Origin of the sequence: Thermobacillus sp. ZCTH02-B1 (assembly GCF_002159085.1) — a bacterium.
Lineage (GTDB): Bacteria > Bacillota > Bacilli > Paenibacillales > Paenibacillaceae > Thermobacillus.
Genome location: NZ_LZRU01000009.1, coordinates 311868 through 338177 on the forward strand (window position 1 = coordinate 311868; position 26310 = coordinate 338177).

Genomic DNA, 26310 nt, shown 5'->3' on the forward strand with positions numbered 1-26310 from the left:
ACGCGAACCGAAGCATCAGGCTTGCGCCGGTTCGACGGGAAGCAGCATCGTGAACGTCGTGCCCCGCCCGACCTCGCTCTCCACGCCGATCCGGCCGCGGTGCGCCTCGACGATGTTCTTCACGATCGCAAGTCCCAGGCCCGTGCCGCCCGTCTCCCGGCCGGTGCCGCGCCTGCGCGCCTTGTCCGCCTTGTAGAACCGCTCGAACACGTACGGCAGATCTTCCGCCGGAATGCCCTGCCCCTCGTCCCTTACAGCGATGCGCACGTGGCGCCTCCCGTCCGCCGAAGCCGGCTCCGCCCGGATCTCGATCGCCGCTCCGGCCGGCGTATGGCGTATCGCGTTCGAGAGCAGATTCGTCAGCACCTGCTCCAGCCGTCCCTCGTCGGCGGCCATCAGGATCAGCGGCTCGTCCGGAAGCGTGTGGTACAGCCGGATGTCCCGCTCCTTCGCGTACACGACGAATTTCCGGTGGACGCGCCGGATCAGCTCGCCGATGTTCACGACCTGCTGCTTGATCTCGAAGTGACCGCTCTCCATCCGCGCGAGATCGAGCAGATCGTTCACGAGCCGCCCCATCCGCACCGATTCGTCGTGGATGACACGGACGATCTCCCGCTGCTCCTCGGGCGACACCGCGATGCCGTCGAGCAGCGCCTCGCTGTATCCCTGCAGCATCGAAAGCGGCGTGCGGATTTCATGGGAGACGTTCGCGATGAAATCGGTCCTGAGCTTCTCGAGCCGGTGCTCCTCCGTCACGTCGCGCAGCACGGCGACGGCGCCCCGGACGCCGTGCTCCGACATCAGCGGCGCCATGACGACCGACCAGGCCTCGTTCTGGACGTGAACCCTGCCGCTCACGTCGCGGCCTTCCCGCAGCACGGATTCGTAGAGTTCGCGCAGCGGGCCCGGGACGCCGGCATGGCGCGCCTCGCCGTCCGGCTCGTCTTCCCATGCGATGTCCGCCCACCGCTTCAGCATCGCTTCTCCCTGCGGATTGGACTGGATGACCCGCCCTCCGGCATCGAAGGTGATGACCGCGTCCCGCATGCTGCGCAGAATGCCGGCGAGGTGCTCCTTCTCGTGCTGCAGGGCGCGGATCAGCTTGTTCACCTCAGCGGCCATGTGGTTGAACGTACCCGCCAGCTCGCCGATCTCGTCGGTGGAGCGGATCGGCAGCCGCATCCGGTAATCGCCCTGCGCGATCAGATCCGCCGCCCGCTTCATTTCAATCAGCGGCTTGTTGATTTTGAACGAGAGGAAGAACGCGAAGAACGTCGTCAGCAGGAAGCCGATGGCGCCCGTGATGATGAACAGCAACTTGATCTTGCCGGCGTTGTTCGTAAAGGCCAGATCGATGTACTGCAGCAGGAACATGCCGAGGATGACAAGCACGGCCGCCACCAGCAGGATGATCGTCCCCCACAGCTTGAAGACGACGCTCCGCATGAAGCGCGGAATCATCTCACTTCGGCACCTCGAGCTTGTAGCCGACTCCCCACACCGTCGTGATCATCGCCGCCGCTTCCGGCGACACCCGGTTCAACTTTTCGCGGAGCCGCTTCACGTGGGTGTCGACCGTCCGCAGATCGCCGAAAAATTCGTAGTTCCACACATCCTTCAGCAGATCTTCCCGGGTGAACACCTTGTCCGGCGACTTCGCAAGGTAGTAGAGCAGATCGTATTCCTTCGGCGTCAGCTGCACTTCCTGACCGTTCGCCGTCACGCGATGCGCATCATGCTCGATCATGAGATGCGGGAACACGATGTTGTTGCTCGCGTGCGTGTCCCGGGTGAGAAAGGCGGTCGCCGAAGACCGGCGCAGGATCGCCTTCACGCGGTAGATGACCTCGCGCGGGCTGAACGGCTTGACGACATAGTCGTCCGCGCCGGCCTCAAATCCCTGCACCCGGTTCATCTCCTCGCCCTTGGCGGTCAGCATGAGCACCGGCGTCGCCTTCGTCTGGCGCAGCTTCGAGCAGACCTCGATGCCGTCCATTCCCGGCAGCATCAGGTCGAGGATGATGAGGTCGTAGTCGTGCTCGAGCGCCATTTTCAGCGCCTGCTCGCCGTCCTCCGCCTCGTCGATCGCATAGCCCTCTTTCTCGAGATACATGCGGAGCAGCCGCCGGATGCGCTCCTCGTCATCCACGACCAGAATCCGTTCCGTCCGTTCCTCCACCGAATCCACGCTCCTTCGACATCGCTCATGTATCAGCTCACGCCGGCGTACGAATGGAGGCCGGCGATGATCAGATTGACGCCGATCAGTGTGAACATCACGATGAGAAAGCCGATGACCGACAGCCAGGACGATCGGAGGCCGTGCCATCCGTTCGATAACCGGAGATGCAGATAGGCGCTGTAGAAAAGCCAGGTGATGAGCGCCCAGACCTCCTTCGGATCCCAGCCCCAGAACCGTCCCCAGGCCTGTTCGGCCCAGATCATCGCGAAGATGAGGGCGCCCAGCGTGAAGATCGGAAAGCCGATCGCGATCGCACGGTAGCTGATTTCGTCCAGGTCCTCGGGATCGATGCCTTCCAGCAGCGGATGGATGACCGCGCCGAGCGGCCTGCGCGCGGCAAGCCTGAGCAGCCCGTAGAGGATCGTGCCGCTGATGATGGACCAGATCACCGTGTTGAACTTCCGGCCGGCGTTCACGCCCTGCATCCAGGCCGGCGCCTCGAACAGCGGCCGGTCCAGCCCCAGGAACGGCCGGACGGACACGGGCTCGCTGCCGTGGGGTTTCACGATCGGCGGCATCTGGTACTCGATCGTCTCCCGCGTCCACTGCTCGTTGCCGTATGCGTCGATCGTCAGTTCCTCCCGCAGGAACGTCGCTTCATAACCGGCGCCGCGGAACGCGAACACCGTGATGATGAAGCCGGCGACCACGACCAGCACGTACAGCGAGAATTCGAGCCAGAATTGCGATCGCCGCGCGGAAGCGCTCTTGTCGTTATAATCGGTTACGCGCAGCAAATACATGAGACCCGCGGCGAAGCCGACGGCGAAGAACGCTTCGCCGAGCGCGGCGCCCGTCACGTGCAGCCGCAGCCAGTTCGACTGGAGCGACGGCACGAGCGGCTGCACCTCCGAAGGAAATACCGCGGCGTAGGCGATGATCAGGATCGTGAGCGGCAGCGCGAACATGCCGAGCAGCGGCGCGCGGTAGATCGCGTACAGGACCGTGAACGCGATCATGATCATCATGCCGAGCAGCGTCATGAATTCGTACATGTTGCTCGTCGGGATGTGGCCCGCCCCCGCCCACCGGGTGAAGAAGAACGCGAGATGGGCGGCGAGGCCGAGCGACGAGCAGATGAACGCGATCCTGCCCCATTTGCGCAAATGGTGCTGCGGGTCGCGGTTTTTCCATTTTCTCCCGATCACCGCGATCACGTAGAACAGGAACGCGGCGCAATAGAGGACGAACGCGACGAGAAACGCGCCGCTGCTGATGGAAAGCCAGTTCACCGTCTTTTACCTCCGTTGTCCAGCGACTTCGGGTCGGCTTCGAGGCCGGCCGACCGCAAGGCGGCGGCGACTTCGCTCCTCAGGCCGTACCAGTTCTTGTTCGTGTGGGCGCCGAGCGTCAGCCGGCCGTCGTCGATGCGCAGCCAGACCCGCCGGTGCTGCCAGTAGAACCCCATGACGAGCCCGATCAACGAGATGAAGGCGCCGGCGAAGATGTACGGCAGGGCCCGGTCGACGCGGACATTCAGGTAACTGACGTCGCCGAGAAATTCCACGTGCGCCATGTCCGTCACGCGGAAATCGAACCGCTCGGCCAACTCGCCGTTGATCAGGTCCTGTCCGAACCGCTCGCGGTCGGTCGGAATCGGGAAGTAGAAAAACGTCTCGCCGCCCTCCGGCAGGTCCGGCCCCTCGATCAGGAACAGGAACGCCGGCGCGTTCGGCTGCGAGGACTTGTTGCCGGGCACGCCGTCGGCGTTCACCGTGAAGTCGAGGAACCGGGTGATCAGCTTCAGCCGGTAGGGGCCGAGCTCATACTCCGGCTCCGGCTCCAGAATCGACAGTTCGAACGGCCCGTAGGTTTCGCCGCTCTTCAGATCGACGAGCACCGGGCGGATGGTCTTCAGGCGCGGCGTCGTGTCGTAATCGAACTGGTACAGCTTGAGTCCCTTGTACTCGAGCGGGTCGTTGACAACGATGTCGTGCTCCTTCACCTTGCGCAGGACGGGCTCCAGCGCCGTGCTGCCGCAGTTCGCCTCGCACACGTACAGCTCGGCCTTCGTCACGAACCGCTTCGGGCGAAGCGTGCCCTTCAGCCGCTCCGGCAGCTCGTCGTCCGAGTAAAACTCGACCTCGAAATCGAGGTTCTTCACATAATAGTTCGTTTCGGGAATGTGCGCGATCTCGCCTTCCCGGACGCCCACGTACTCGTCCAGCTGCCAGCCCGGAATCGCGCGGGCGAGCACGGCCAGCAGAAAGATGATCAGCCCGACGTGGTTGATATAGGGCCCCCACCGGCTGAAACGGTTTTTCTCGGCGAGCAGCGCGTTGTCCTCGACCCGGACGCGGAACCGCCTCTTCCGGAACTGTTCGGCGAGCTTCCGCATCCATTCCGCGTCGTCGTCTTCCAGATCGGCGGCGTATGTCACCCGCTGGCGCGTCAGGAACTGGATGTGCTTGCGCACCTGCTGCTTGTTCAGCGCGCGGTACAGCGGCACCACCCGGTCCAGGCTGCAGATGACGAGCGACGCGCCGATCATGACGAGCAGCGTGATGAACCACCACGACTCGTAGGTGCGGGAGAAGCCGAGCATGTAATAAATTTTGCCGGCCAGGCCGTAATGCTCCTCGTACCAGGAAGGGTCAAAATTGATGAACGCGTTTTCCTGCGGCAGAATCGTGCCGAAAATCGCGGCGATCAGCGTGATGACGATCAGGACGACGGCCACCTTGACCGAGGAAAAGAAGCTCCAAATCCGGTCCAGCAGGTTCGGATTCGATTTCTGCGACCTGCGCGCCACGCCGTCGTACCGCATCTCGAGCGGACCATCCGTCAGCGCTTCCGTGCCGAGCGGTTTGCCGCACGACTCGCAGAGCGCCGTGTCCGGCGGGTTCTGGTGTCCGCACTCGCACTTCGTGTTCTCCAACAACGAAAGCCTGCTCCTTTCCGGCCGTCACGTCTCCAGCAGTCTCAGGATGTACCGCTCGATTTCCTCATCCGTCATGCCGCCGGTGTCGATATCCAGGATTCGCCCGTCGCGGCCGATGAAGAACGTCGTCGGGTAGGAACGCAGCGCGTATTTCCGTTCGATCATGCGGTTCCTGTCGCGCAGGATCGTGTAGGACAGGTTGAACCGCTTCAGGAAATCGCGCACCGTGATGTCGTCCTCGCTCAGATTGATCGCGAGCACGACGAGCCCCTGATCCTTGTATTTCTGGTATTGCCGCTCGATCGCCGGCATTTCCGCCACACAGGGCGGACAGAACGTTCCCCAGAAGTTGATGATGACGGGCCTTCCCCTGTAATCCGCGAGGCTGTGCAGATTGCCTTCGACATCGGCCACATTTTCGAACGCCGGCGGACGGCCGCCGATCTTCGGTTTCTCGTCCGACTTGAAGAGCGACGTTCCGACGGCGTAGCCGCCGAGCAGCAGAATGCCGATCAGAATGACGACCTGCGTGATCTTGCGCTTCCGGCCCTTCATCCCCTGTCACCCTTCCGCATGTTCCGTCATTCTCCATCCATTATAACGAATCCCGGCGCCTTGGGGCTCCGGGGCCGGATCGCTATTTATGAACTTTGTGTGACCTTTCGGCTTCCTGCAGCAGCGCGCGCACCTCTTCGGGCGAAAGCTCCCGGTACTTCCCGCGGGGGATGCCCTGCAGCGTCAGGCAGCCGAAGCGGACGCGCTTGAGCCGCTTCACCGGGTGACCGATCGCCTCGAACATCCGCCGCACCTGGCGGTTGCGCCCTTCGTACAGCGTGATCTCGATCGTCGCCTCGTTCCGGTCCGGATCGACGTCCCGGTACTCGACCTCCGCCGGCGCCGTCATGCCGTCGTCCAACTCGATGCCGGCCGCCAGCTTTTCCAGCAGCGTCCCGTGCGGAATGCCCTTGACCACGGCGTGGTAGGTCCGCGGAATGTGGCTGGAAGGATGGGTCAGCCGGTTCGCGAAATCGCCGTCGTTCGTGACGATGAGCAGGCCCTCGGTATCGTAATCGAGCCGCCCGACCGGATACACCCGCTCCCGGACATGGCGGAAATAGTCGGTTACGACCTTGCGCCCCTGCGGATCATGCACGCTCGTGATGACTCCCTTCGGCTTGTGGAAGGCAAAATACAGCTTCCGCTCGGGCCGAATGACGCGACCCGCAACGCGGATTTCGTCAACGGCCGGATCGGCTTTCGCGCCGAGCGTGCGGACGACCACGCCGTTCACTTCGACCCGTCCGGCCAGGATCAGCTCCTCGCATTTCCGCCGCGACGCCACTCCCGCGCGGGCCATGATCTTTTGCAGTCGTTCCAATCGCCGTCACCTCTCGACAACATCATACCCGTCCGCCCGCGAAATCACAAGCAACCGGGCAGCGACGAAAGCGGGATCGCCTGCGGTCCTGAAACCCGGCGGTTCCCGCTTTGCTTCCGTTATATGGTATTGCCCGGATCGGTCATCCGAAAACAAGCAGGCAGACGGCGACGGAGGCGACGAACCCGACCAGATCCGAGAAAAGCCCCACTTTCAGCGCGTAGCGCGTGCGGCGGATGCCGACCGCGCCGAAATAGACGGTCAGCACGTACAGCGTCGTGTCCGTGCTGCCCTGAATCGTCGAAGCGATGCGGCCGATCATCGAATCCGGCCCGTGCGTCTTGATGAGGTCGGTCGTGTAGGCAAGCGAACCCGCGCCGGTGATCGGCCGGAGCAGCCCGAGCGGCACGACCTCGCCCGGCACGCCCAGCCGCTCGCACAACGGCCGGATGATCCCGACGACCATGTCCATCGCGCCCGAGGCGCGGAACATGGCGATTGCCGTCAACATGCCGACGAGGTGCGGAATGAGGCCGACCGCGGTTCCGAAGCCGTCCTTTGCGCCTTCGACGAACGATTCGTACACCGGCACCTTGCGGTACGCCGCATACAGCGGAATGAAGGCGATCAGCGCGGGGATCATCCAGGCGGAGATCGCCGTGACGAGTTCGTACACCGCGCCTCACCCGCCTTCCGCGCGCGGCGGACGGACCGGACCGCCTGACTTCCCCGGACGCATCCCCACACGGACGGCCGGGCGTGCTTCCGGCGCCGCGCGCGATGACGGCGGAAACGGATCGGCCGGCCGGCAGCTTGCGGCTTCGCTCCCCGCGCCTCGCACCGAACCGCCGGATGCGGGCGGCGCCGGAACGGTCGTCCCTCCCGCCCCGGCGGCATGCCCGGCTTCCCGGTCCGAATCGTCCGACGCGGCCGGCGGAGGAGCGACGGCCGGACGCCGGGGGCCGGCTGCGCGCCCCGCCGGCGGAACGTCCGCCGGCGGAGCGGACAGGCGCGGCGGACGGCCCGCGCGGCCGCGATACCAACGGTCGGCGAGCAGCGCCGCTCCCGTCGCGATCGCCGTGGCCGCGATCGTCGTGCCGACGATCTCCGCCGGATTCGCGGAACCGTAATTCATCCGGATCGCAATCAGCGTCGTCGGCACGAGGGTGATGCTCGACGTGTTGATCGCAAGCAGCGTGCACATGGCGGGCGTCGCCGTCGTCGGATCGGGATTGAGCTTCTGCAGTTCCTGCATCGCCCGGATGCCCATCGGCGTCGCCGCGTTGCCGAGCCCGAGCAGATTCGCGCTCATGTTCGACATGATATATCCGAGCGCCGGGTGGTCCTTCGGCACGTCGGGAAACAGTCGGCGGACGACCGGGCCGAGCAGCACCGCGAGCTTCCGGAGCAGTCCGGCGTCCTCGCCGACCCGCATGAGCCCCATCCAAAAGACGAGCACGCTGATGAGCCCGAAGCAGACCGTGACGCCGGTCTGCGCGCCGTCGAACGCGGCCTTGGCCAGTTCGTCCATCCGGCCGTTCGCGGCGGCGGCAACGAAGCTGATCGCGATCATGCCGAGCCAGATCCAGTTGACCACGGGCTCACACCTCCCGCAGCAGCAGCGTCAGTCCGACCGTTCGCAGGGCGGAGAGCAGCGTGCGGGATGTCGACTCCTTCGCCCCTCCGGCCGCAGGAGCGGCGGCATTCCCGCCCTCACGGTCCGCGCCGCCGGGCTCCTCCAGCAACCTCAGCGGCACCGCTCCGATCCGCTCGCCGTCCAGCCGGAATTCGAGCTGCCCGACGTCGCCGAGCCGGGTCCTGACGTCGTCCTGCGGATGGACGCGGAGATGCATCGTGATCCGCTCCCGCTCGCCCTCCGCGAGCGGATAGCGGAACGCTCGTTCCGCCGCGAGACGGTAGCCCGCGATTTTGCGCCCCTCCTCCACGACCATCTGCAGCGGGTAATGCCGGAACCCCCAGTCGAGCAGCCGCCGGTGGTCGGCCCAGTCGTCCCCGTCGTTCAGGGTCACGGCCGCGAGCTGCTGCCCTCCCCGCGTGGCCGAACTGACCAGACACCTGCCCGCCTTCTTCGTGTAGCCGGTCTTGACGCCGTCCGCGCCCTCGTACAGATGGAGCATCTTGTTCTTGTTCGTCCACACGTAATCCCATTCGGCGTTCGGATTCGGCGCCCTCCGGACGCGGGTCTTCACGATCTCGCGGAACACCGGATTGCGCAGGGCGTAAGCGGTCAGCTTCGCGAGATCGTTCGCGGATGAATAGTGGTCGTCCTGGTCCAGGCCGTGCGGATTCGCGAAATGCGTATTTTCAAGCCCGAGCTCGCGCGCCTTCTCGTTCATCAGATGGACGAATCCTTCCTCGGAACCGCCGACATGCTCGGCGATCGCGACGGCCGCGTCGTTGCCGGAACGGAGCATGAGCCCGTACAGCAGGTTGATGAGGCTCATCTCCTCCCCGGCCCTGAGATAGATGGACGAACCTTCCTTGCCCGCCGCGCGGCTGCTTGTCCGGACGATGTCGGACAGGTCGCCGTATTCGATCGCGACGATCGCGGTCATGATTTTGGTCAGGCTGGCGATGCGCATCCGCTTGTCGCCGTTGTGGCTGTAGAGCAGCCTGCCCGATTCGACGTCGATCAGCGCGGCGGCTTCCGCGCTCGTCGAGACCGGCGCGGGCGCGGCGGCGGCCGAAGGCGAGACGGCAGCCGCCAGCAGGGCGGCGACGACCGGAATGATCAGCAATCGCAGCTTCATCCTGCGGCTTCCTCCTTCGCTCTCCGGGATGCCGGGCGCGCTGCCCGGCCGGACCCGGTTCCGGACCTTGCTTGTACCATCGTATGACGAGCCCGCCGCCCGAATGCTTCCGCCCGTCCGGGACACAAAAAAAAACTGCCCGCTGGCGGGCAGCCCGGACTCAGACCACCGGCTTGTTCGCCGGCGATTCGGTGATATCCGGTTCCGTTTCCACAACCATGTCCGCGTTCCCCTTGAACATGGCCGACAGCTTGTCGAGCATTTTCGGCGCCGTATCGATGACGCGCTCCCACAGATGGGTATGGTTGTCCAGCGAGACGATTTTGACGCCCTGCGGGCCGACGACCAGGAACGCGATCGGCGTGATCGACACGCCCGCGCCGCTGCCGCCGCCGAAGGGAAGCGCGACGGTCGCGTTATGCTGATCGACCGAGGCGTGCGTCGGTTCGGAATTGCCGTCCAGCCGGATGTCGGAGCCGCCGGCGACGAAGCCGAAGCCGACCTTCGAAATCGGCAGGATCACGCTGCCGTCGGGCGTCTGCACCGGGTCGCCGACGATCGTGTTGACGTCCACCATCTCCCGGATGCTCTCCATGGCGGTTTCCATCAGGCCCTGGATCGGATGGTCGAGCATGATGCATCCTCCTTCGTCGGTTCGTACTGCTCATCACGCATGGTTAGGTTGCCCCGGGCCGGAACGTTTATGCCGCAGCCTGTTCCCGCGGGCTTCGGCCCGTTCCGGTTGCGACAGCAGCTTTAGCCAGTCTTTGATTTCGCCTCCTGCGCGAAGGATTCGGCCGAACAGGACAAGGCCGGCCAGGAGCAGCCAGCCGGCCCGGATCCGGGCGGTGAAGCTGAGGCCGGTCTTGAAGGCGGGCGAACCGAACAGCGGTTCCACGCGAAACGCCGGCCGCGTGCAGAGGCGGACGCGGCGCGACAGGGCGCCGGCGATTCCCGCCTTGAGCGCCCATGCGGCCCCGGTCATCATCGCGGTCCAGAACGCGTCCTTCAGGCCGATTGCCGTGTGCCATTCCCATTCCGTCACCCGGAGCCGCGCGACAAGCCGTCGGACGACGTCGGTCAGCCGGTAGACAAGCCGCAGCATCCGCCTGGTGTTCCGAAAAAACCGCTCCGCTTCTTCCCGTCCGATGCGTGCGACGTTCCGATCCCCGCGCCTTATGAGCCACTGCCAGTCCGTCCAGGACCAGCCGAACGCCTTCACGGTCTTCCGGCTCCGGATCAGGCCGTACAGCGCGCGGATCACCAATTCGCCTTCGTCATTCCCGTCGACGCGCCGGTATCGCCCGACGATGACCACATCCGACAGGCAGACGGCCGCCAACAAGGCGGCTGCGGCGACGGCGAGCCAGAACCAGGCCAACGGCATCCCGATCCCCCGCTTTCCGACGCGTTGCCAGTGATAGTATGCCCTTCCTCCGGAGGGTCATGCCGCAAGTGAAAAAGGCAGCACGGACCGCGCTTCACGGCGGCTCCGGACTGCCTCCGCAGCGGCGGAGACGCAATGGCGCCCCGCCCTGATGTTCAGTTTCCGTCCCCGAATTCGTCCAGCGTCATCTGCATGTCGTCCAGCTTTTCGAACAGGAGCCGGGTCTGCTCGGCCAGCAAGTCCTCGGCGGCCTTCTCCGGCTCGGGAAGCGCGCTCAGATCCGGCAGGCCGAAGTAATCGAGGAACGCCTTCGTCGTGCCGTACAGGATCGGCCGGCCGATCGCGTCCGCGCGTCCGACCTCCTGGATCAGCTCCTTGCTGACGAGCGACTGGATCGCGCGGTCGCTCTTGACGCCGCGGATCTCCTCGATTTCGACGCGCGTGATCGGCTGGCGGTAGGCGATGATCGCCAGCGTCTCAAGCGCGGCCTGCGATAGCCCCTGACGTCCGGGCGCGCAGGCCAGCTTCTCGAAATACGGCGCGTGCTCCGGCACGGTGGTCAGCCGGTAGCCGCCGGCGACTTCGGCGACGCGCAGGCCCCGCCCCTCCCGGATCATGTCCGCCTTCAGCTCCTCGGCGGCGTCCCGCGCGAGGGCCGGATCGCAGCCGAGAATTTCGCCGAGCTGCTTCGCGCTGATGCCCTCGTCGCCGGCCATGAAGAGCAGCCCTTCAATAATCGATTTCAAGGTCTTGTAATCCACTCGCCGACGCGTCTCCTCTCCATTGAATGACGATGTCGTCGAACAGCCGGTGCTGATGGCAGCGCACAAAACCCCGCTTGATCAGTTCCAGGACGGCGAGAAAGGTGGCGACGATCTCCTGGCGGTCCCATTGCCGCCGGATCAGCTTCGAGAACAAGACGGTTCCGTGCTCCCGCAGGATCCCGGCGATGTCGCGGATCCGGTCCTTGACCGATATCTCGTCGCGCCGCACCATGGAGACGATGTTGCGGCGCGCGTACCGCCGCATCGCGCGCAGATAGGCCGCCGCGAGGTCGGCCGGCTTGAGGCCCCGGACGGGATTCTCCGGCTTCGCCGGAAGATAGGGGGTCAGATCCTCGGGCTCCTTCGTGTAGACGAGCCCGCGGGCGGCCTCCAGCTCGCGCAGCTTCGCGGCGAGCTCCTTGTATTTGCGGTATTCGACCAGCCGGCGGATCAGTTCTTCGCGCGAATCGATTTCATGTTCGACGAACTCCTCCGGCCAGTCCTCCTCCTCGACCGGCGGTTTCGGGAGCAGCGTCCGGCTCTTGATCGCGAGCAGCGTCGCGGCCATGACGAGGAACTCGCTCGTGATCTCGAGCTCGAGCTCCTGCATCGCGTTCAGGTACTCCAGATACTGATCCGTGATCTCGCTGATCGAAATCTCGTGGATGTCGATCTCCGCCTTGTCCACCAGATGGAGCAGCAGGTCGAGCGGCCCTTCGAACGTTTCAAGCTTGTAATGGATCGTCACGCTCAGGGTTCCCTTCGCACCGGCCGGCGTTCATCCCCGGAGGGCCCGGGTCAGGTTGGCCATCTCGATGGCCGCGAGGGCGGCTTCCCAGCCCTTGTTGCCCGCCTTCGTGCCGGCCCGCTCCACGGCCTGCTCGATCGTGTCCGTCGTCAGGACTCCGAAGATGACCGGCACTCCCGTCTTCAGCGCGATCGCCGCGACGCCCTTGGAGACCTCGTTCGCGACGTAGTCGAAGTGCGGCGTCGAACCGCGGATGACGGCGCCGAGCGTGATGATCGCGTCGTACTTGCCGCTCTCCGCCATCTTCTGCGCGATGAGCGGGATTTCGAACGCGCCCGGCACCCAGGCGATCTCGATATCCGAATCATCCGCGCCGTGCCGCCGGAGCGCGTCGAGGGCGCCCGACACCAGCTTCGAGACGATGAACTCGTTGAACCTTCCGGCGACGATGCCGTATTTCAGCCCCTGCGAAACCAGTCGGCCTTCGTAGACTTTCACCATCGTGTCCGTCATCCTTTCTCTCCACCCAGTTTGTCGAGATCCAGCAGGTGCCCGAGCTTCGCCTGCTTCGTCCGCAGATAGCGGGCGTTGTCCTCGTTCGCCTCCATCTGAAGCGGCACCCGCTCGACCACTTCGAGACCGTAGCCTTCGAGCCCCTTGATCTTGCGCGGGTTGTTCGTCAAAAGCCGCATCTTCCGCACGCCGAGGTCCTTCAGGATCTGCGCGCCGATGCCGTAATCGCGGAGATCCGGCTTGAAGCCCAATTGAATATTCGCGTCCACCGTGTCAAATCCCTGCTCCTGGAGCTTGTACGCCTTCAGTTTGTTGATCAGGCCGATGCCCCGGCCTTCCTGCCGCATGTAGAGCAGGACGCCGCAGCCGGCCTCCTCGATCCGGCGCAGCGCCGCCTCGAGCTGCGGGCCGCAGTCGCAGCGGTGGGAATGGAACACGTCGCCGGTCAGGCATTCGGAGTGGACGCGCACGAGCACCGGCTGGTTCGGATCGATGTGCCCTTTTACGAGCGCGACATGTTCCTTCGAGTCGACGTCGTTCGTGTAGGCGACCGCGCGGAACACGCCGTAATCGGTCGGCAGCCGCACCTCGACGACACGCTGGACGAGCTTCTCCTTCTCGTTCCGGTACCGGATCAGATCCCGGATCGTGATCAGCCTGAGCCCGTGCTTCCGCTTGAACTCGAAGAGATCCGGCAGGCGCGCCATCGTGCCGTCGTCCTTGATGATCTCGCAGATGACCGCCGCGGGATACGATCCGCACATCCGCGCCAGATCGATCGCCGCCTCGGTGTGGCCGGCCCGCCTGAGCACGCCGCCCTTCTTCGCGATGAGCGGGAAGATGTGGCCCGGCCGGCGGAAATCGGACGGCTTCGCCTTCGGGTCGATCAGCGCCCTCACGGTGCGGGAGCGTTCCACCGCCGAGATGCCCGTCGTCGTCGAGATGTGGTCGACCGAGACGGTGAACGCCGTGCCGTGAAGGTCGGTGTTGTGGGCCACCATCGGCGGAAGGTCCAGCTCCTGCGCCCGTTCCTCCGTAATCGGCACGCAGACGAGGCCGCGCGCCTCCGTGATCATGAAGTTGATCACCTCCGGCGTCGCCTTCTCGGCCAGCGCGATCAGGTCGCCCTCGTTCTCCCGGTCCTCATCGTCGACGACAATGACCGTCTTGCCCATCATGAGATCGTAAATCGCGTCTTCAATCGCATCGAATTCCGGTTTCATCGCACTCCCTCCCTTCGTCCGGCATCAGGCGAACCCGTGCTCGCGGAGAAAGGCCTCCGTCAGGCCGCCGCTTCCCGCATGCATCCCGCGCCCGCTTCCGAAGCGGAGCAGATGCTCCACATATTTGCCCAGGATGTCGCATTCCAGATTGACGCGGTCGCCGGGTTTCCTGTACCGGAGCGCCGTCTTCGCCAGCGTGTGCGGGATGATCGACACGCTGAAGGTGCTTTCCTCCGCGCGGGCGACCGTCAGGCTGATGCCGTCCACCGCGATCGAGCCGCGCGGCACGATGTAACGCATGAGACCGGGATCGTCCGGCCTGAACGTGAACCAGACGGCGTTGCCCTCTTCCTCCCTGGACACGACGACGCCCGTGCCGTCGGCGTGTCCCTGCACGATATGGCCGCCGAAACGCCCGTCCGCCGGCATCGCGCGCTCCAGGTTGACCGGGCTGCCGGGCTTGAGATCCCCCAGCGCCGTATGCCGGTAGGTCTGCGGCGTCACGTCCGCCGTGAAGCACGACCGGCCGAGCGACGTCACGGTCAGGCAGACGCCGCTGACCGCGATGCTGTCGCCGATCTTCGTCCCCTCGAGCACGCGCTCCGCCTCGATCGTCAGCTCCATCGACTCGCCCCGTCTGACGGCCTGGACGAGACGACCGACTTCTTCCACCAGTCCGGTGAACATGTTCACATCCCTCCCGCCGCGGGAAGTTCCGGGTAACCGGTCACGCACCAGTCATCGCCGTAACGCGCGATTTCGATCCCGACGATCCTGACCGCTTCCGCCATCCGTTCGGCGCCGGGCCAGTCGAACAGCGGCGTTCCGGCGCTGCCGACGATCTTCGGCGCGTAGAAGACGGCGATCTTGTCGACGAGTCCCGCCGCGAGCATCGCGCCGTTGAGACCGCCGCCGCCCTCGAGCAGCACCGAGCCGATCCCGCGCTCGCCGAGCTTCCGCATCGCGTCGCGCAGGTCGATGCGTCCGTCCCGCGCATCGCAGGCGATCACCTCGACGCCCGCCGCCTCGAGCGCGCGCCTCCGTCCTTCATCGACGCCGCGCGCCGTGAGCACGATCGTCGGCGCCAGCCCGTCGGTGAAAACCTTCAGGCGGAGCGGCAGCCGGAGCTTCGAATCGACGACGATCCGGATCGGATCGAGGCCGGGAACCGGCGTCCGCGTCGTGAGCGACGGGTCGTCCCGAAGCGCCGTGCCGGCGCCGATCATGATCGCGTCGTGCCGGTGCCGCAGCGTGTGCACGGCCTCCCGGGACGCCTCGCCGGTCACCCACCGGCTGTCGCCCGAAGCGGCGGAGATCCGGCCGTCCATCGTCGCGCCCGCCTTCAGCGTCACGAACGGCAGGCCGGTGCGGATATACTTTTCGAACGCCTCGTTCAGCTTCCGCGATTCCGCCTCGAGCACGCCGACCGTCGTTTCGATGCCGGCCTCGCGCAGTTTCCCGAGACCGCGTCCCGACACCTTCGGATTGGGGTCCGTCGCCGCGGTGACGACGCGGGCGACGCCCGCTTCGATCAGCCGGTCGGCGCAGGGCGGCGTCAGGCCGTGGTGGGAGCACGGCTCGAGCGTCACGTAGACGGTCGCGCCGCGCGCCGCTTCGCCGGCCATGTTCAGCGCGTGGATCTCGGCGTGCGCCTCGCCGCGCCTCAGATGGCTGCCGAGGCCGACGATCCGGCCGTCCTTCACGATGACGCAGCCGACGACCGGGTTGATGCCGGTCTGTCCGCGCGCCTTCGCGGCAAGCTCGAGCGCCAGCCGCATGTAGTATTCGTCATCCAATCTTTCGATCACAACAAGAAAACCTCCGAAGACCGTTCCTTCGGAGGCTCTGGTGCCGGCGGGCGCGGTTGCAGACGGGGCTTCCGGATCACGCGGAGCGGTCCGGACGGCTGCCGGTTCACACGGAAGAGCCCGGCGGCGGCTGCGGATGCCGACCGGCCGCAAACGGACGCGCATGGACGGGAATGCGGCCGCAAGCCCGTTCACGGGACGACACGCGGTTACAAGCCCGTCCGCGCGCGCCATCGCGCGGGTGCGGCGTTGGTCCGGCGGACCTGCGGGTTGCAGTCTTCCCGATCCCGCCTTCCGCGCTTCCGAACACGCGGATGCGAACGTCGATCCGCCGCGCTTACAGCCGACTGCAACGGGCCGATCCCGATTCCGTCCGCTCCGAACGGGAAAGCCGCCTCCATGTGAAAAAAAGAACAATCCTGGCCGCCCCGATGCTGCTTGCGCTTCTGCCCGCTTCCTTCTCCCATCCAGACTGTCACTGTCGGCTCCGGAATCCGCACCGGATCCACCGTGCCGCCGTCCGGCCGTTTCGGCCCGCCGGGCGGCCCGGGTCGCGGGCTGACGCGGGTTCCGCAGCTGTCTGCGGATCGCGATCACCGCCGGTCGGGATTTCCACCCTGCCCCGAAGGAAACGTTCCATACATATTTGGGATTCAGTTTGAATAGTAACACCGATGGCGGGGTTTTGCAAGGAATCTCGTCCGCGCCGCGGCACGGACGAACGACCGGGCGTTTCCCGTTCCCGGCTGCTTTTTCAACAATCACACCCGCGCAAAAAAACATCCCCGAACCGATGCATCGGCCGGGGAATCCGATTCAGTTCGCCGCCGGCGCCTTCTTCAGACGCTCGGGCAGCAGATCGCAGCTTACGATGTCTTCGTACGTCTCGCGCCGGACGACGAGCGACGCCTGGCCGTCTTTGACGAAGACGACCGCCGGACGCGGGATCCGGTTGTAATTGCTGGCCATCGCGTAATTGTAGGCGCCGGTGCAGAACACCGCGAGCAGATCGCCCGGCTTCACGGGCGGCAGTTCGATGTCCCAGATCAGCATGTCGCCGCTCTCGCAACATTTGCCCGCGATCGACACCGTCTCGGTCGCCGGCTCGTTCATCCGGTTTGCGAGCACCGCCTCGTACTTCGAGCCGTACAGCGCCGGACGCGGATTGTCCGTCATACCGCCGTCGACGGCGACGTACTTGCGGATGCCCGGGATTTCCTTGATCGTGCCGACCGTGTAGAGCGTCGTGCCGGCGTCGCCGACGATGCTGCGGCCCGGTTCGATCCAGATTTCGGGAATCGGATATTGCGCCGCGGAGAAATGCGTCCGCACCGCGTCCACGATCGCGTTCACGTACTCCGCGGGAGACAGCGGCCGGTCCTCCGCCGTATAGCGGATGCCGAAGCCGCCGCCCAGATTGATGACGCGCAGCACGATGCCGAGCTCATCCCGCACCCGGATCGCAAACTCCGCCGCCCTGGCCGCCGCGAGCCGGAAGCCTTCCGTCGCGAAAATCTGCGAACCGATGTGCGAATGGATGCCGATGAGCTCGAGATTCGGCTTCGCGTTCGCCCGCTTCACCGCTTCGAACGCGGCGCCGCCGGCCAAATCAAAGCCGAATTTCGAATCCTGCTGTCCGGTCGAAATATATTCATGCGTATGCGCCTCGACGCCGGGCGTGATGCGGAGCAGGATGTTCACGCGTTTGCCCCGCTCGCCGGCGAGGGCGTCGAGCAGATCGAGTTCGACGAAATTGTCGACGACGAAGCATCCGATGTCTGCATCGAGCGCCAGCAGGATCTCTTCCGGCGTCTTGTTGTTGCCGTGGAAATGGATCCGTTTCGCCGGAAAACCGGCCTTCAGCGCGGTGTGCAGCTCGCCGCCGGAGACGACGTCGAGCGACAGCCCCTCCTGCTCGGCCACGGCGCAGATCGCCATCGTGCAGAAAGCCTTGCTCGCGTACGCGACCTGGAACGGAATGCCGGTTGCGCGGAACGCGTTCACGAATTCGCGCATCCGCTGCCGGACGAGCGCTTCGTCGACGATGTAGAGCGGCGTGCCGAATTCGGCCGCGAGATGCCGTACGTCGCAGCCGCCGATTTCCAACCGGCCTTCGGCGTTGATCCTGCTGGTTCCGTGCAAATGCATCCGAGTTTCTCCCCTTGCGCTGGTTCGTCAGATTTGCAGCATATTTATTACTATAACGCAGCCGGAACCGGCGTTAAATGGATTTTCTGTATCAACGTTTGCACTCTATTACCCATTCCCCTGCGCATCCGGGAGCCGGTCCAGTTGCTGCGGCTTGAGCAGCGGGTTGCGCTTCTTGTTCTGCAGCTCCGGCGGCCGCACGAGCAGAGCGGCCATCGACCGGCCGTCGAACGGAATGAACGGCCAGAGATAGGGCCGGTTGAACGACCGGGTGCAGGCGAGCAGTACGATGAACAGCGCCGTGCCGACGACGAATCCCGGGACGCCGAACAGCGCCACGGCGATGATCAGCGCAAGCCGGACGATCCGGTTGGCAAGCCCGAGCTCGTAATTCGGCGTCGCGAACATCCCGATCGCCGCGATCGCCATGTAGAGGATGACCTCGTTGTTGAACAGCCCGGTCTTCACGGCGATGTCGCCGATCAGAATGGCCGCGATCAGGGACATCGCGGTCGAGAGCGGCGTCGGCGTGTGCACGGCGGCCATCCGCATCAGGTCGACCCCGATCTCGGCGAGCAGGAACTGCAGGAAGAGGGGAATGCGCCCCATCTGCCGCGGACCGAGGAAATCCAGCGTCGGCGGCTTCAGCTCCGGTTTCAGCACGAACAGGAACCAGAGCGGCAGCAGAAACAGCGAGAACAGGATGCCGATGTACCGGATCCAGCGCAAATAGGTGCCGATGAACGGCGTCTGCCGGTTCTCCTCCGCGTGCTGCGTCAGGTCGAAGAACGTCGTCGGCAGCATCATGACGGTCGGCGTCGTGTCGGTCATCACCGCGACGCTGCCCTCGAGCAGCTGCGCCGCCACGACGTCCGGCCGCTCCGAGTAGCGGACGAGCGGATACGGATGCCAGCCCAGGTTCACGGTCGTCTCCTCGAGCTGCTTGTCCGCGAGCGGCAGACCGTATACGTTCACCCGGCCGATCTTTCGCTTCACTTCTTCGACCAGTCCGGGGTCGGCGATATCGCGGATATAGGCGATGCAGATGTCCGTCTTCGTCCGCGCGCCGACGCGGATCAGCTCGAACCGGAGCTCCTTGTCGCGCAGCCTGCGGCGGATCAGCGACACGTTCTTCATCAGCGTCTCGACGAATCCGTCGCGCGAACCGCGCACGACGCGCTCGAGCGAGGGCTCCTCCGGCGTCCGGTCCGGAAACATTTTCACGTCGAGGATCAGCGCCGCGCGCTCGCGATCGATGAACAGGGCCGCGTCGCCGGCAAGCACGGCGTCGAGCATGTCGTCGAACGTTTCCGCCTTTGTCACCTGCACCGCAGGGACGTAGGTATCGAAGAAGAGCTTCAGCGCATCCGCGTCGATGTCTTCCGGCGTCAGGTACGACAACCGCACGAGCACTTCCGTCAACACCGACGAATTGACCAGCCCGTTCAGGTAGAACAGGGCCGTCCTTCGACCTCCGAACGTCATCTCGCGCAGCACGACGTCGAAGTTCGCTTTCAGGCCCGCCTCGCGCTCCAGGAGCGGCTTCAGCTCGTCCAGGTTCTCCGGAATCGGCTGCTTGTTCCCGGATGGCGGCTGCCCGTCCTGCGCCCGGGGATGCCCGTTTCGCGCCTGCGGCCGGCCGATCGGCCCCTGCATCTTCTTCATCTGCATTTGCCCGTTCCGGGCCTGCGCCTCCCGTCCCTGCCGCTGCGGCGAACCTTCTCCCCCCGCCTGTTCCGCACGATGGGGCCTGCCGTCGGGCTGCGTATCCCCTTGCCGTACCGGAGCATGTCCGGAGAACCGCGGCGGATGAATGGCCTCAGGCATCACATCCTGCTGCGCATGCCGATCCCGACGCAGCCGACCGGACCCGCCCGCAGGATCGTCTCCGCCCGCCGACTCCCTGCGGAACCAGCGGCTCCGGAACCGTCCGCGTCCCGCTTCGGCAAGTCCGTGCGCCGGCGTCTCTCCGGAGGAAAGACTGCCCGCCTGGGTGTTTCCTTCCCGTGCCTTCCGCGCTTTCCGCCACCGCTTCGTTTTGCCGGCCATGGATCCGTTCGCCGGTTCCGTCCGACCGATCGAAGGAGCGAAGGCTTGCGCGTATGCCGACGTTCCGTTCCCGACCGGATCCGCATCGGCCTGGCCGCGGACCGCTTCCCGTTCGGGAAGTCCGGCGGACGCCTCCCCGCTCCCATCCGAACCCGTGCGGACGCGGCCGGCCCCCGCTTCGTGGCTTCCGTTCGCAAGCTCCGCGGCACCACCGTCCGCGGGTTCCTCCCGTTCCGGACGAATCAGCTTCCTCAGGGGAGGACGCAGGCTCTCCCCAATCCGATCCGAAGGCGGCGAAGGTGGAACGTCGAACGGCTCCGCCCCTTCCTCCCGCATCTCGTTGCGTTCGTCCATGGCGCGATTCGAAACCTCCTCCCGACATGCGCCGGCAAATCCGGCATCAACGCTGGTAGACGAACCAATCGAACAGCGATCCGGCCATCTTGCCCAGGACGAGCGCCCAGATCAGCGCCGGCATGTCCGCTTCGAGCCGGAGCCGCCTCGCCATGATCGGCAGCACGTTGATGACCTCCGTCAGCGCCGCCGCCAGCATGCCGACGAAGAGCCCGCTGAACAGGCCGGCCAGCGCAACGAGCAGATGACCCGCCCCCGTCTGCGGGCTGCGCCAGTCTCCGAAATCGGCCAGCATCCAGAACACGGTCCCGGACAGGACGGCCGTCTCGAACCAGGCCGCCTGCCGGTAGCCCCGCGAGAGCTGCGCCAGCCGCGGAATCAGATCGAGGATGACCAGCAGCGCGATCAGGCCGCTGCCGACCGCAAGGCCTCCGGACAGACCGAGCAGGGCGGCGGCCCCCCGGGGCAGCCATTCAGCCACGGCCGCCGTTCCCCCGGCTTACGCCCCCGCCGCCGTGCAGCTTGCGCATCTCGTCGGCGACGACATAGGCGTCGACATTTTCCTGATACTGATACATTTCCACCTCGAGCGGACTTGGCTCCTCGCTCAGTTTCCGCCGGATCACGCGGTTGAAAAACAATATCATGCCAAGCCCGACGCCGATCGAATACGGAATCTGGAACCAGAGCGGCCGCTCCGCTCTCGTCCCCGTAATCAGTTCCGTCATGCGCCGGTGCACCTCCAGCATGCCGACGTCCGCGTGAAAATTCATGATGGTCAGGCCCGAGCCGAAGAACAGGAGGAGCCACGCCACCACCAGCATGCCGGGGATCGGCTTTTGCGACCGGGCGGTAACCGTGACGAGCGTCTGCGGTTCGCCGACGAACTCGACGTCAAGCCCCGGTTCCGCTTCGGATACGGCGCGGATGACGTGCAGCATGTCGATCACGGCGCGGTCGCCGTCCTCCGGCGAATGCCGATACAGGACCAATCCGGCAAGCCGCCGTTCGCGCTCGTCGTCGGCCAGCAGGCGGGCGACGTCCCCGAGCCGCACGGTGTCGCCGGGCCGGATGACCAGTCGCTTGCGCAACCGGACGTAGAGCGTGTTCGTTCGCACGGTCGTCATGGGCTCATCCTCCCGCGGCGTTCCTGTCAAGTTCTAGTATGAGTGGCCGGCTTGCGGCTTAACCGACGGGCATGCTGACAAATTCGGGAACGGTGTCATCCGGGCGAAACAAAAAAAACCGGACCGCCGCATGGCGATCCGTTCGATCCATCTTCCAAAGGCATTTTCCGAAGGACGTTCGTCCTCCATGCACACGCGGACAGCCGGCAGGAATGGGCCGACGGTCCGGCATGACCGCTAAAGGGCGATCTGGTCCTTGATGGTCTGAAGGATCTTCTTCTCGAGCCTGGATACCTGCACCTGCGATATGCCGAGCCGGCTGGCCACTTCCGACTGCGTCTGGTCGCGAAAGTAGCGGAGGTATACGATCAGCTTCTCCCGTTCGGAGAGCGTCTCGATCGCCTCGCTGAGCGCAAGCCGGTCGAACCAGCGCTCACCCGATTCGTCGGCGATCTGGTCCATCAAGGTGATCGGATCGCCGTCGTTCTCGAATACAGTTTCGTGGATCGACGCCGGCGGCTTGCTCGCCTCCTGTGCGAATACGACTTCCTCGGGCGATATGCCGAGCCTTTCGGCGATTTCGCCGACGGTCGGCTGCCTGCCGAGCCCCTTGGACAATTCGTCCTTCGTCTTCCGCACCCGGTTCGCCAGCTCCTTCAGGGACCGGCTCACCTTCACCGTGCCGTCGTCCCTCAAGAAACGCTGGATCTCGCCGATGATCATCGGCACCGCGTAGGTGGAAAACTTGACGTCATAGGACAGGTCGAACTTGTCAACCGACTTGAGCAGCCCGATGCAGCCGATCTGGAACAGGTCCTCCGGTTCGTATCCGCGGTTCAGGAACCGTTGAACGACCGACCACACGAGCCGGATGTTGGCCTGGACCAGCTTGTCGCGGGCATCCGCGTCCCCGGATTGACTGAGGGCGATAAGCCGTTTCACCTCGGCGTCATCCAGGTGGACTTGCGGCTGCTTGCTCCAATCGACTTCCATGCGGTCCAACCCCTGTGCGCGCCCTAATTGTAGAGCGCCTTTTTCGATTCGATCCGCTTCATCATGCGGATCTCCGTTCCCTTGCCCGGTTCGCTCGATACGTCGAATTCGTCCATGAAGTTCTCCATGATCGTGAAGCCCATGCCGGAACGTTCCAGATCCGGCCTGGAAGTGAACAGCGGCTGCCGCGCCAGTTCCAAATCTTCGATGCCCTTCCCTTCGTCGCGGACGATGATCGAGACGGCGTCGCCCTCGATGCGCGCCTCGATCGTCACCATGCCGTCCGGCTTGCCGTCATAGCCATGGATGATGGCATTCGTCACCGCTTCCGACACGGCCGTCTTCAGGTCGTTCAATTCCTCGACCGTCGGGTCGAGCTGCGACACGAACGCGGCGACGGCGATGCGCGCGAACGCCTCGTTCTCCGACCGGCTGGAAAACGACAGCACCATGCGGTTCGACCCGTTCATGACACGACCTCCAGACTGCCGAGCGCCTCGTGCTCATTCTCGTACAGCGCGAGGATCTTGAGCAGTCCCGATAGCTCGAACAGCCGCCGGACGGCCGGACCCACGCCGCAGACGAGCAGCTTGCCGCCGCGGGCCGTCACCGTTTTGTAGCGCCCGAGGATGACGCCCAGCCCGGAGCTGTCCATGAACGCAAGCCCGCTCAGGTTCAGCAGGACGTGCGTCGCCCGCCCGCGCAACAGCGCATCCTCGAGCCGCTGTTTCAGACCGTCTGCCGTATGGTGATCCAGTTCGCCTTTCAGCCTGACGATCAGCACATTGCGGTATTGCTCCATTTCCTCATGAAGCCGCATTGCCGTTCACTCCCCTCCCAGCTTCGGTTAAGGTCTTCTACGCGTCCGGACGCCGTTCCTGCCCTGCGACAAAACTAGAAGCAGCCGGACAAAACGCGCCACCGGACGCGGCCGGTTTCGCGGTTATGCGAACAATTCCGCGCATGTCCGCTTGAACAGCGTCCACCAGTTCGCACGACCCACGCTTTCCGGCGCCTCGACGTCGAATTCGGCGAGCACGTTTCCGCCCTGATAGACGATGATTTTGCCGATCTTCTGACCGGCCTTCACCGGCGCCCGGACCGGTTCGTCGAGGCGCACCTCGTGGCGGATGTCCTTCATGCTCGCGCCCTTCTTCATCAGCACGCTGTACGGATGCTTCGCCTTGATCGTAAGGCTCGGCACTTCCCCCTTGGCGATCCGCACCGTGCCGATCGTGTCGCCTTGCTTGAAAATCGGGACGTTCGTGTACATGGCGAACGCGTAATCGAACATCTGCGACACCTCGGCGTTGCGCGTCTTCGTGTCCGGCTCGCCCATGACGACGGCGATGACGCGGAAGTTGTCGCGCTTCGCGGTCGCGCTCAGGCAGAACTTCGCCTCGCTCGTATACCCCGTCTTCAGCCCGTCCGCTCCGGGATAGAACCGGACGAGCTTGTTCGTGTTGACGAGCCAGAACGGGCGGTCGGTGTCCTTGCGCAGATAATCCTGGTACAGGCCGGTGTACTTCGTGATCTCGGGATGCTTCAGCAGCTCCCGCGACATGATCGCGATGTCATACGCCGACGTGTAGTGATTTTCCGCCGGAAGCCCGTTCGAGTTCACGAAATGGGTGTTTTTCATGCCGAGCTCGCGCGCCCGTTCGTTCATCATGCGCACGAATTCCTGCTCGGTTCCCGCGATCTTCTCGGCGAGCGCGACCGACGCGTCGTTGCCGGACGCGATGGCGACGCCCTTCAAGAGATCCTCGACCGTCATCTCCTCGCCCGCTTCGAGGAAAATCTGCGACCCGCCCATCGAAGCCGCGTGCTCGCTCGCCGTCACTTTGTCCGTCAGCTTGATGCGGCCTTCGTCGAGCGCCTCCATGACGAGCAGCATCGTCATGATCTTCGTGATGCTCGCCGGCGGCAGGCGGTCGTGGCTGTTTTTCTCAAAGATGATCGTGCCGCTGTCCGCATCCATCAGAATCGCCGAGCGCGCGTTCGGAGCCAGGTCGACCGCTCCGTTCCGGGACGGCGCGGGCGCGCCCTTCGGCTTCTCCTCGGCGGCCGCCGCGGCGGGCAGCGCGACGAGCAGGGATAACGCAACTAGCAGTACGGGGCGTACTCTCCTCACCTTCATGGTCCCTCCTGAATTTGCTGGTGCCGCCAGACGAAAGGGTCAGGCTTCTTCTTTCCAGTATGATCCGCCCCGAGGAAAATTATTCCGCAAGCAAATAGGCCCCGTCCTGCGGACGGAGCCCCGTGGATCGTGCCGTGGCGCGAAGAACGCCCGGAAATCGAAGAGGATTTTTCTCCTGTTTTGGTTCATGCCATGTGGATCGACAAAATGAAAGCGGTATGTTCGCTTGTTCAGCGTTCCTCCGAGTCCATCCGCCGGACGCCTTCCTCCGTCACGACGGACAGGATGAGCGGCCGCATCGCCGGCGGCTCGTCGCCGATCTCGAACGCCTCCGCCGCGAGCCGCAGGGCTTCGGCTTCGGCCTCGCCGCCGCGGGCGGCGTGCAGTTCGGCCAGCGCTTCGCCGGCTTCCACGCGGTCGCCGATCTTGCGGCCGAGCACGATGCCGACCGAATGGTCGATCGGCGCGTCCTTCACCGCGCGCCCCGCGCCGAGCATCATCGCCGCGAGGCCGAGCTTCTCCGCGTCGATGCGGCGCACGCAGCCGGCGCGCTCCGCCTTCACGGCGATCCGGCGCGGCGCCGAAGGCAGCCGGTCCGGATCGTCGACGACCGCCGGATCGCCGCCCTGGGCCGCGATGAGACGGCGGAATTTCTCAAGCGCTTCGCCGGAAGCCAGCTTCCGCTCCAATAGCGGCAGCGCCTCGTCGAGCGAAGCGGCCCTGCCTCCGAGGACCGCCATGTGCGCCGCCAGCGCAAGGCACAGCCGCGTCAGATCCTCCGGCCCCTCGCCGCGCAGCGCGGCGATCGCTTCCCGGACCTCGAGGGCGTTGCCGATCGCCCGGCCGAGCGGCTGGTCCATGTCGCTGATGACGGCCGCGGTCCTGCGGCCGACGAGCCGGCCGATCGCGACCATCGCCAGCGCGAGCCGCTCCGCGTCCTCGAGCGTCTTCATGAACGCGCCGCCGCCCGTCTTCACGTCGAGCACGATCGCGTCCGCTCCGGCGGCGATCTTCTTGCTCATGACGGAGCTCGCGATGAGCGGGATCGACTCGACCGTCGCCGTCACGTCGCGGAGCGCGTACAGCTTCTTGTCCGCCGGTGCGAGATCGCCGCTCTGTCCGGCCACGGCCAGCCCGATCTCGCGAACCTGGCGGATGAATGCCTCCGGCTTCAGCTCCGTGCGGAAGCCCGGAATCGACTCCAGCTTGTCGATCGTGCCGCCGGTGTGGCCGAGCCCGCGGCCGGACATCTTCGCGACGGGCACGCCGGCCGCGGCGGCGAGCGACGCGACGACAAGCGTCGTCTTGTCGCCGACGCCGCCCGTGCTATGCTTGTCCACCTTGACGCCCGGAATCCCGCTCAAATCCAGCTGACTGCCGGACCTCGCCATCGCGAGCGTCAGCTCCGCCGTCTCCGCGTCGGTCATGCCCCGGAACAGCACGGCCATCGCGAACGCGGACATCTGGTAATCCGGGATGTCACCCCGGACGAATCCCTCGATCAGGAACGCGATTTCCCGGGCGGTCAGCTCATGGCCGTCCCGTTTGCGCCTGATGATGTCGACCGCGCGCATGCCCTTCACCCCTGATCGTCAAGCTTTTCGCGCGTTCTGCTCCACTTCAGCAGCTGAACCTGCAGGATCAGTTCATCGAGCGACCGGCTCAGCTCCAGCACCTCCCGGTGCAGCATGTCGTTTCTCGCCCGAAAAGCCGAGTTCATCTGATGGCGCAACCTTTCGACTTGTCCCAGCAACTGCTTGTCCATGGCTGTCTTCCACTAC

The 26310-nt window shown here is 65.1% G+C and carries 26 protein-coding genes, 1 pseudogene and 1 riboswitch; all 27 genes and pseudogenes read right to left on the reverse strand.

What is annotated here, in order from left to right; all coding sequences use genetic code 11:
- Positions 1-15: 15 nt before the first annotated feature.
- A complete protein-coding gene (locus A9Z00_RS03145) occupies positions 16-1464 on the reverse strand; it encodes a sensor histidine kinase (RefSeq protein ID WP_296974244.1) in 1449 nt (482 codons plus the stop codon).
- 1 nt (position 1465) lies between these two features.
- Positions 1466-2182 (reverse strand): response regulator transcription factor, encoded by a 717-nt coding sequence (locus A9Z00_RS03150; protein WP_296974245.1) that lies wholly within the window; start codon positions 2180-2182, stop codon positions 1466-1468.
- A 32-nt stretch (positions 2183-2214) separates the two neighbouring features.
- Positions 2215-3477 carry a cytochrome c biogenesis protein CcsA gene (gene ccsA, locus A9Z00_RS03155; RefSeq protein ID WP_296974247.1) on the reverse strand — a complete coding sequence of 421 codons (1263 nt, stop codon included), beginning with the start codon at positions 3475-3477 and terminating at the stop codon, positions 2215-2217.
- Positions 3474-5126 (reverse strand): cytochrome c biogenesis protein ResB, encoded by a 1653-nt coding sequence (locus tag A9Z00_RS03160; protein WP_296974249.1) that lies wholly within the window; start codon positions 5124-5126, stop codon positions 3474-3476. The genes ccsA and A9Z00_RS03160 overlap by 4 nt, the downstream gene beginning before the upstream one ends.
- Positions 5127-5150: 24 nt before the next feature.
- Positions 5151-5681 carry a redoxin family protein gene (locus tag A9Z00_RS03165; protein ID WP_296974251.1) on the reverse strand — a complete coding sequence of 177 codons (531 nt, stop codon included), beginning with the start codon at positions 5679-5681 and terminating at the stop codon, positions 5151-5153.
- Positions 5682-5763: 82 nt separating this feature from the next.
- Positions 5764-6504, reverse strand: coding sequence for a pseudouridine synthase (locus A9Z00_RS03170; RefSeq protein ID WP_296974253.1), 741 nt, complete (start codon positions 6502-6504; stop codon positions 5764-5766).
- 142 nt (positions 6505-6646) lie between these two features.
- Positions 6647-7147 (reverse strand): spore maturation protein, encoded by a 501-nt coding sequence (locus A9Z00_RS03175; protein WP_483316262.1) that lies wholly within the window; start codon positions 7145-7147, stop codon positions 6647-6649.
- A gap of 375 nt (positions 7148-7522) precedes the next feature.
- A pseudogene (locus A9Z00_RS03180) lies at positions 7523-8101 on the reverse strand (nucleoside recognition domain-containing protein); the annotation flags it as partial.
- Positions 8102-8105: 4 nt separating this feature from the next.
- Positions 8106-9275 (reverse strand): D-alanyl-D-alanine carboxypeptidase family protein, encoded by a 1170-nt coding sequence (locus tag A9Z00_RS03185; protein ID WP_296974257.1) that lies wholly within the window; start codon positions 9273-9275, stop codon positions 8106-8108.
- A gap of 160 nt (positions 9276-9435) precedes the next feature.
- Positions 9436-9909 (reverse strand): GerW family sporulation protein, encoded by a 474-nt coding sequence (gene ytfJ, locus A9Z00_RS03190; protein ID WP_296974258.1) that lies wholly within the window; start codon positions 9907-9909, stop codon positions 9436-9438.
- Positions 9910-9942: 33 nt separating this feature from the next.
- Positions 9943-10662, reverse strand: a complete 720-nt coding sequence (locus A9Z00_RS03195) for a DUF2953 domain-containing protein (protein WP_296974259.1) — start codon at positions 10660-10662, stop codon at positions 9943-9945.
- 155 nt (positions 10663-10817) lie between these two features.
- A complete protein-coding gene (gene scpB / locus A9Z00_RS03200) occupies positions 10818-11423 on the reverse strand; it encodes an SMC-Scp complex subunit ScpB (RefSeq protein ID WP_296974261.1) in 606 nt (201 codons plus the stop codon).
- A complete protein-coding gene (locus A9Z00_RS03205; RefSeq protein WP_296974262.1) occupies positions 11392-12174 on the reverse strand; it encodes a segregation and condensation protein A in 783 nt (260 codons plus the stop codon). Before A9Z00_RS03205 ends, scpB begins: the two co-directional genes overlap by 32 nt.
- 30 nt (positions 12175-12204) lie before the next feature.
- The gene (ribH, locus tag A9Z00_RS03210; RefSeq protein ID WP_296974735.1) at positions 12205-12675 is read right to left on the reverse strand and encodes a 6,7-dimethyl-8-ribityllumazine synthase; all 471 of its coding nucleotides are present in this window, start codon (positions 12673-12675) and stop codon (positions 12205-12207) included.
- Between the two features lie 8 nt (positions 12676-12683).
- Positions 12684-13910, reverse strand: coding sequence for a bifunctional 3,4-dihydroxy-2-butanone-4-phosphate synthase/GTP cyclohydrolase II (locus A9Z00_RS03215; protein ID WP_296974263.1), 1227 nt, complete (start codon positions 13908-13910; stop codon positions 12684-12686).
- Positions 13911-13934: 24 nt separating this feature from the next.
- The gene (gene ribE, locus A9Z00_RS03220) at positions 13935-14597 is read right to left on the reverse strand and encodes a riboflavin synthase (protein ID WP_296974264.1); all 663 of its coding nucleotides are present in this window, start codon (positions 14595-14597) and stop codon (positions 13935-13937) included.
- A gap of 2 nt (positions 14598-14599) precedes the next feature.
- Complete coding sequence (gene ribD / locus A9Z00_RS03225) at positions 14600-15718, reverse strand: bifunctional diaminohydroxyphosphoribosylaminopyrimidine deaminase/5-amino-6-(5-phosphoribosylamino)uracil reductase RibD (protein ID WP_296974266.1); 1119 nt, start codon at positions 15716-15718, stop codon at positions 14600-14602.
- Between the two features lie 451 nt (positions 15719-16169).
- A riboswitch (FMN riboswitch) is annotated at positions 16170-16352 on the reverse strand.
- 182 nt (positions 16353-16534) lie between these two features.
- Positions 16535-17866: a diaminopimelate decarboxylase gene (lysA, locus tag A9Z00_RS03230; protein WP_296974268.1), complete on the reverse strand. Its 1332-nt coding sequence runs from the start codon at positions 17864-17866 to the stop codon at positions 16535-16537.
- 108 nt (positions 17867-17974) lie between these two features.
- Positions 17975-19531, reverse strand: coding sequence for a spore germination protein (locus tag A9Z00_RS03235; RefSeq protein WP_296974270.1), 1557 nt, complete (start codon positions 19529-19531; stop codon positions 17975-17977).
- 784 nt (positions 19532-20315) lie between these two features.
- Positions 20316-20750 (reverse strand): stage V sporulation protein AB, encoded by a 435-nt coding sequence (locus tag A9Z00_RS03240; protein ID WP_296974272.1) that lies wholly within the window; start codon positions 20748-20750, stop codon positions 20316-20318.
- A complete protein-coding gene (locus tag A9Z00_RS03245) occupies positions 20743-21396 on the reverse strand; it encodes a stage V sporulation protein AA (RefSeq protein ID WP_296974274.1) in 654 nt (217 codons plus the stop codon). The genes A9Z00_RS03240 and A9Z00_RS03245 overlap by 8 nt, the downstream gene beginning before the upstream one ends.
- Positions 21397-21633: 237 nt before the next feature.
- Positions 21634-22389, reverse strand: coding sequence for an RNA polymerase sporulation sigma factor SigF (sigF, locus tag A9Z00_RS03250; protein WP_296974276.1), 756 nt, complete (start codon positions 22387-22389; stop codon positions 21634-21636).
- A gap of 23 nt (positions 22390-22412) precedes the next feature.
- Positions 22413-22859 (reverse strand): anti-sigma F factor, encoded by a 447-nt coding sequence (gene spoIIAB / locus A9Z00_RS03255; protein WP_296974279.1) that lies wholly within the window; start codon positions 22857-22859, stop codon positions 22413-22415.
- The gene (gene spoIIAA / locus A9Z00_RS03260; protein WP_296974281.1) at positions 22856-23209 is read right to left on the reverse strand and encodes an anti-sigma F factor antagonist; all 354 of its coding nucleotides are present in this window, start codon (positions 23207-23209) and stop codon (positions 22856-22858) included. The genes spoIIAB and spoIIAA overlap by 4 nt, the downstream gene beginning before the upstream one ends.
- Positions 23210-23332: 123 nt before the next feature.
- Positions 23333-24523, reverse strand: a complete 1191-nt coding sequence (locus A9Z00_RS03265; RefSeq protein ID WP_483316258.1) for a D-alanyl-D-alanine carboxypeptidase family protein — start codon at positions 24521-24523, stop codon at positions 23333-23335.
- Positions 24524-24759: 236 nt separating this feature from the next.
- Positions 24760-26103: a pyrimidine-nucleoside phosphorylase gene (locus A9Z00_RS03270; RefSeq protein ID WP_296974285.1), complete on the reverse strand. Its 1344-nt coding sequence runs from the start codon at positions 26101-26103 to the stop codon at positions 24760-24762.
- Between the two features lie 5 nt (positions 26104-26108).
- Positions 26109-26294, reverse strand: a complete 186-nt coding sequence (locus tag A9Z00_RS03275) for an aspartyl-phosphate phosphatase Spo0E family protein (protein WP_296974287.1) — start codon at positions 26292-26294, stop codon at positions 26109-26111.
- Positions 26295-26310 lie beyond the last annotated feature (16 nt).

What these genes read in the sequence shown, in the direction of transcription:
- A9Z00_RS03145 (WP_296974244.1), bottom strand. Translation starts at nt 1,464, where the DNA reads ATGATTCCGCGCTTCATGCGGAGCGTCGTCTTCAAGCTGTGGGGGACG.
- A9Z00_RS03165 (WP_296974251.1), bottom strand. Translation starts at nt 5,681, where the DNA reads ATGAAGGGCCGGAAGCGCAAGATCACGCAGGTCGTCATTCTGATCGGC.
- A9Z00_RS03175 (WP_483316262.1), bottom strand. Translation starts at nt 7,147, where the DNA reads ATGATCCCCGCGCTGATCGCCTTCATTCCGCTGTATGCGGCGTACCGC.
- A9Z00_RS03185 (WP_296974257.1), bottom strand. Translation starts at nt 9,275, where the DNA reads ATGAAGCTGCGATTGCTGATCATTCCGGTCGTCGCCGCCCTGCTGGCG.
- ytfJ (WP_296974258.1), bottom strand. Translation starts at nt 9,909, where the DNA reads ATGCTCGACCATCCGATCCAGGGCCTGATGGAAACCGCCATGGAGAGC.
- A9Z00_RS03195 (WP_296974259.1), bottom strand. Translation starts at nt 10,662, where the DNA reads ATGCCGTTGGCCTGGTTCTGGCTCGCCGTCGCCGCAGCCGCCTTGTTG.
- ribH (WP_296974735.1), bottom strand. Translation starts at nt 12,675, where the DNA reads ATGGTGAAAGTCTACGAAGGCCGACTGGTTTCGCAGGGGCTGAAATAC.
- A9Z00_RS03215 (WP_296974263.1), bottom strand. Translation starts at nt 13,910, where the DNA reads ATGAAACCGGAATTCGATGCGATTGAAGACGCGATTTACGATCTCATG.
- ribE (WP_296974264.1), bottom strand. Translation starts at nt 14,597, where the DNA reads ATGTTCACCGGACTGGTGGAAGAAGTCGGTCGTCTCGTCCAGGCCGTC.
- lysA (WP_296974268.1), bottom strand. Translation starts at nt 17,866, where the DNA reads ATGCATTTGCACGGAACCAGCAGGATCAACGCCGAAGGCCGGTTGGAA.
- A9Z00_RS03235 (WP_296974270.1), bottom strand. Translation starts at nt 19,531, where the DNA reads ATGAAGAAGATGCAGGGGCCGATCGGCCGGCCGCAGGCGCGAAACGGG.
- A9Z00_RS03245 (WP_296974274.1), bottom strand. Translation starts at nt 21,396, where the DNA reads ATGACGACCGTGCGAACGAACACGCTCTACGTCCGGTTGCGCAAGCGA.
- sigF (WP_296974276.1), bottom strand. Translation starts at nt 22,389, where the DNA reads ATGGAAGTCGATTGGAGCAAGCAGCCGCAAGTCCACCTGGATGACGCC.
- spoIIAB (WP_296974279.1), bottom strand. Translation starts at nt 22,859, where the DNA reads ATGAACGGGTCGAACCGCATGGTGCTGTCGTTTTCCAGCCGGTCGGAG.
- spoIIAA (WP_296974281.1), bottom strand. Translation starts at nt 23,209, where the DNA reads ATGCGGCTTCATGAGGAAATGGAGCAATACCGCAATGTGCTGATCGTC.
- A9Z00_RS03270 (WP_296974285.1), bottom strand. Translation starts at nt 26,103, where the DNA reads ATGCGCGCGGTCGACATCATCAGGCGCAAACGGGACGGCCATGAGCTG.
- A9Z00_RS03275 (WP_296974287.1), bottom strand. Translation starts at nt 26,294, where the DNA reads ATGGACAAGCAGTTGCTGGGACAAGTCGAAAGGTTGCGCCATCAGATG.